The organism is Okeania sp. (assembly GCF_983059655.1).
On sequence record NZ_CEZPJD010000098.1, the window covers coordinates 11,158 to 15,388 of the forward strand.

Here is a 4,231-nt window from a genome sequence, read left to right on the forward strand (position 1 = left end):
ATATTCCCTGACTACAGGTGGGACACTGTAAAAATTTTCTTGTTTTTCAATCATGGAACGCCTACACAAAGATTGTAATGTGTTGAGTAAATCTGATGGTGATGTTTTTGTAGTTTCTAACAGTTGCGCCAGACTAATAGGTTGATTTTTCATTCCTAAAAGCTCCAAGATTTGTTTTTCCGTTTCCGATAGGCGATCGCTTGTCTCCTGTAAAATATCTTTTAAATCTTCTGGTAATAAGATGGCATCATCTGGCAATAACTCAATCAAATTTTCTCCCAATTCTTGAATCTGAGTTGCCACACTTTTTAACCATAAAGGGTTTCCTTGATAGAGGTGAATGAGTCTTTCCCTGTTATCAATTTCTGCCAAACCATAATCTCTGAGTATTTCTGTTGCGCTAGCAATATCTAAGCCAGTCAGTTGCAAAATAGGAATAGAAGTTTTTTTGCTTTTGACTTGAGCAAATTTAATGGGTTGTTCCCAACCTACTAATAGCAGGCAACTTTCATGGGATAATTTTTCTATTTGTTTGAAAAAGTATTCATATTCTTCGTATCCTGGTTTGTACTTTCCTGCTAACTCCCCACTGCTAAAAAGGTGATGAATTTCATCCAAGACTACTAAACAACGATACTTTTGCAAATATTTAATTAGGGATAATGGTCTATGTGTGTTTTCCAGTAACTTTTGTTGTTGAGACTGGGAGAAAAATTGAAGTAACTCAGCTTGAAATTCTGCAAAAGTGGGGAATGTTTCTAGACTGCGCCAAATTACATAGTCAAAATTATCTTTTATTTGGTGAACGAGTTTTACTGCTAATGTGGTTTTGCCGATACCAATGATACCTGTGAGTGCAATGAGGCGACAATGTTGTTGTAAAATCCAGGTGGCTAGGGTTTCGAGTTCGGTGGTGCGGTTGTAGAAGTCACCGAATTCTGGCATTTCGTCTAAATCTTGATGTGGAGTTGCAGGTTGTTTGGGGTGAGATGTTTGTTGGTTAGGTTGGTGTGAGTTTGGTATATTTGGGGTGTGTCTTGCTTCTCCGCAAATGTTGAAACTACCGCTTACGTTTTCTGCAAAGTTTAAAATATTAGAGTTATGAAACCTCTCCATTGCCGAACGAAAATTTGATTTAGTCACTATTTCCCCTAACTCCTCTGAAAATATCTGCCATAATTCTGCACCCACGCCTCTGATGCAACTTTCAGAATAGTTAAAATCTTCAGCTATTTGCCTGTATCTTTTACGTTTTAGAGTTCCTTGCAATACTGCTTTTTGTAAGTCGTCTAAGTGCTGGCCTGTTTTCTCAAAGACTATTTTATCGGCCAGTTTTAAGGTTTCTTCTAGACTCATGGGGTTAAGGAATAAGGTTGAATTTGTATTATTATTTACATTTTTTAACAGTGTAGTACATTTTTAACATTTTTGTACAAAAGTAGATGAAATGAAGACAAAATACGAACAAAATTGAAAGTATTTCAGTTGGCATACCATTACTATATTGTACAGGCGATTATGGAAAGAGTTTCTAACATTGTCTATTGTTAAACCGATCAAGTATATATAAATAAGTATAAATGTAGATAGACTTTCAAGGTTTAGCACCATATATTGCCTACTTAATATAAGTCCTGTTTTTATTTGAGGTAGTAATTTAATGACGAAGGAAATTATTGACTATTTGTTTAAAGGTTTAATGGGTTTAATTGGTTTTATTTCTGGCCATATTTCTGGTATGGGTGCTGCTGCACAACAAAGCGCTGATTTCTTGATAGGTATAGGTGTAATAGCTGGTATTATATATACGATTATTGAACTTCGATCAAAACATGATAATCCTACTAAGGCAAAAAACATTTTTTCTGCCTATGGTATATTCCTTGGTTGTGTTGTTGCAGGAGCTCAAATATAATGAAAAATATCGAATTTGTTTCTAGGGTAATAGTCTTTTTAGTATTAGTCATTGTTGTGACATTTTACTTTAGAGAATACAGCTTGGATAGATACAATCAAGGAATACTGCTAGATAAAAAAGAATATATTTCAAACTTCGATGAATATAAAAATGAACTATTAAGTTCAACAGAAAATTTCAGCTTACGTTACTCACTTACTAGCAGTTTTATAGCCTTACTAATCATTGTTGGTGGATATGAATTAATTGTTTTTATTGTTAGCATTTTGATAAAATTCATGGTTAATAATAGAAATAAAATCGACATTGAAAAAAATTTGTAGTCAGAAACTATCAGATTGTAGGTTGGGTTAAGCGACAGCGCAACCCAACAAATCTCTATGCTATATCTATACTTATGTTGGGTTTCGGGTTCCTCAATCTAACCTATATGAGCGATCGCTCCACCACAATAAAGACCTATTATCGACAAAAGTAAAGTCTTTTGCTAAAGTAATATTTTATCAGTAAAATAGGTAGATAATGCCTAACTCTAAGACCAAATAACTTTATTTGATTAATTTAGAAAATTAATTGGGGTAATTAACATGAAATTAATAGCAACAGAAGAAGGTTTATTAATACCGAAAGAATTGTTAGGAGAAAGTCAAGAGTTTGAAATCATTCAAGAAAATGGGAAAATTATTATCACCAGTATCAAAAAAACACCTTCTATTTGGGATTTAGGTAAAAATCCTGTGGAATGTGATGTAGAAGATGGCGCAATTAATTACGATCGTTATTTGTACAATCAATGAAAACAATCTATTTTTTGGATACTAGCTATATTTTAGCTTTGGAAATAAAAAATGAAGATGCTCATCAACAAGTCTTAAAAAATTGGGTTTATTTAGCAAAATCCAAACTTTTTTTAGTCACAACAACATACATCTTTGATGAAAGAAATTGTCACTTTATTTAATAGTCTAAATCTTCATTATAAAGCAGTTGAAGTTGGTAATCGGTTATTGATACAGTCCTGATATAGAATTAATAGATATCGATAAAAGTCTATTTAATCAAGGATGGCAATATTTTCAAAAGCATCAAGACAAATCTTATTCTCTTACTGATTGTTTATCATTTATCATTATGGAAAAACGAAAAATTATTACAGCTTTAACTTTAGATAATCATTTTCTTCAAGCTGGATTTCAAATTTTACCATCATAACTTGACTGTTTCCTAAATACTAATTCGACTCAATCAAAGTTCGTTATTAGGATTAGCGATCGCTTTACTGCTAAAGCTCCTAATGAGATTTTTGATATCCCAAAATCAAGTGCTGAAATTGAAGAGGTTGATATTTTGATTAGAAAAAAGTTAGAGTAATTAGGGTTTGCTTATGGAAGTCTTATGGGTGAGATTAGGAGACAGGAGACAACCCACCCCGAACCCCTCCCAGGAGGGGAAGACAGGAGAAATGGGAATTATAGAGAAGGTAGAAAAAAAATTATAGTCCAGTAGGGTGCGTTAATGAAATGTAACGCACCACCGTTGATTTTCGGTGTGTTACTTAATCTGTGCATCCGTGCCATAGTCTGTGTGGGTTTCTCCTCCCAACCTACATGAGCGATCGCTCCACAGATTATTTTTAAAGATACATAACTAAACGTAGACCTTCATCAACTATCTCCTACAACTCCTCTGATAAAGAAGCAACTCGTTATTTCTTCACATTTGAAACTTCTAAACTGCATGATAGCAATATTCTCATCTAAGTAAGAGGAGCGTTGAGTTTAAACACAATTAAGTTTTTCGGTAATAGTAATAATAGTTATATTCAGAATCCTCAATAATGATACTTACAAGCTACAATAATAATTTCTTCCTCAGTAACTTGGTAAATTAAACGATGTTCGCGATCGATACGTCTTGACCAAAAACCACTTAACTCATATTTCAGAGGTTCTGGTTTTCCTAATCCCTCAAACGGCGATCGCTCTATATCCTGAATTAGTTCGACAATTTTACGATAAATTTTTTTGTCTAATTTTGCCCACTCAGTAAACTCTGCAAAAGTAGAGGATTCAAAAACAATTCTTCTACTCATTGCAAATCTTCTAAATTAACTTCTACTAAATTTTGACGATTTTTTACATTTTTAATAGCTTTTAATAGTCTATTTTTGTTGCTTTCTGACTTGAGAAGATAATCTGTTTCATCAAATTCTGAAACAACTATCTCAATTTCTTTTTCTCCAAATTTGGCTTGAATTTCTTCTAGAAAATGATGGTCGATTTCACTGGCTTTTAAACGATAAATTGTTGACAT

The 4,231-nt window shown here is 33.1% G+C and carries 7 protein-coding genes; 4 read left to right on the forward strand and 3 right to left on the reverse strand.

The window, feature by feature from the left end; genetic code table 11:
• Positions 1 to 1,356: helix-turn-helix domain-containing protein (locus AC3DU7_RS08365; RefSeq protein ID WP_488038894.1), on the reverse strand; the 1,356-nt coding region annotated here is incomplete at its 3' end.
• Between the two features lie 304 nt (positions 1,357 to 1,660).
• On the opposite strand from AC3DU7_RS08365, the gene AC3DU7_RS08370 reads away from it, so the two are divergent.
• The 4 genes from AC3DU7_RS08370 (at position 1,661) to AC3DU7_RS08385 (ending at position 2,879) form a co-directional block, all read left to right on the forward strand.
• Positions 1,661 to 1,915: a hypothetical protein gene (locus tag AC3DU7_RS08370; RefSeq protein WP_488038895.1), complete on the forward strand. Its 255-nt coding sequence runs from the start codon at positions 1,661 to 1,663 to the stop codon at positions 1,913 to 1,915.
• Positions 1,915 to 2,241, forward strand: a complete 327-nt coding sequence (locus AC3DU7_RS08375; RefSeq protein ID WP_488038896.1) for a hypothetical protein — start codon at positions 1,915 to 1,917, stop codon at positions 2,239 to 2,241. The genes AC3DU7_RS08370 and AC3DU7_RS08375 overlap by 1 nt, the downstream gene beginning before the upstream one ends.
• Positions 2,242 to 2,505: 264 nt before the next feature.
• Positions 2,506 to 2,715 carry a hypothetical protein gene (locus tag AC3DU7_RS08380; RefSeq protein ID WP_488038897.1) on the forward strand — a complete coding sequence of 70 codons (210 nt, stop codon included), beginning with the start codon at positions 2,506 to 2,508 and terminating at the stop codon, positions 2,713 to 2,715.
• Positions 2,712 to 2,879 carry a hypothetical protein gene (locus AC3DU7_RS08385; protein WP_488038898.1) on the forward strand — a complete coding sequence of 56 codons (168 nt, stop codon included), beginning with the start codon at positions 2,712 to 2,714 and terminating at the stop codon, positions 2,877 to 2,879. The genes AC3DU7_RS08380 and AC3DU7_RS08385 overlap by 4 nt, the downstream gene beginning before the upstream one ends.
• A gap of 870 nt (positions 2,880 to 3,749) precedes the next feature.
• On the opposite strand, the gene AC3DU7_RS08390 is transcribed toward AC3DU7_RS08385, so the two are convergent.
• Positions 3,750 to 4,010 carry a Txe/YoeB family addiction module toxin gene (locus tag AC3DU7_RS08390; protein WP_488038899.1) on the reverse strand — a complete coding sequence of 87 codons (261 nt, stop codon included), beginning with the start codon at positions 4,008 to 4,010 and terminating at the stop codon, positions 3,750 to 3,752.
• The coding region (locus AC3DU7_RS08395) for a hypothetical protein (RefSeq protein ID WP_488038900.1) at positions 4,007 to 4,231 on the reverse strand (225 nt) is incomplete at its 5' end. The genes AC3DU7_RS08390 and AC3DU7_RS08395, both read right to left, overlap by 4 nt.

Coding starts and splice junctions, on each gene's coding strand:
- AC3DU7_RS08385 (WP_488038898.1), top strand. CDS start 2,712: ATGAAAACAATCTATTTTTTGGATACTAGCTATATTTTAGCTTTGGAA.
- AC3DU7_RS08370 (WP_488038895.1), top strand. CDS start 1,661: ATGACGAAGGAAATTATTGACTATTTGTTTAAAGGTTTAATGGGTTTA.
- AC3DU7_RS08390 (WP_488038899.1), bottom strand. CDS start 4,010: ATGAGTAGAAGAATTGTTTTTGAATCCTCTACTTTTGCAGAGTTTACT.
- AC3DU7_RS08380 (WP_488038897.1), top strand. CDS start 2,506: ATGAAATTAATAGCAACAGAAGAAGGTTTATTAATACCGAAAGAATTG.
- AC3DU7_RS08375 (WP_488038896.1), top strand. CDS start 1,915: ATGAAAAATATCGAATTTGTTTCTAGGGTAATAGTCTTTTTAGTATTA.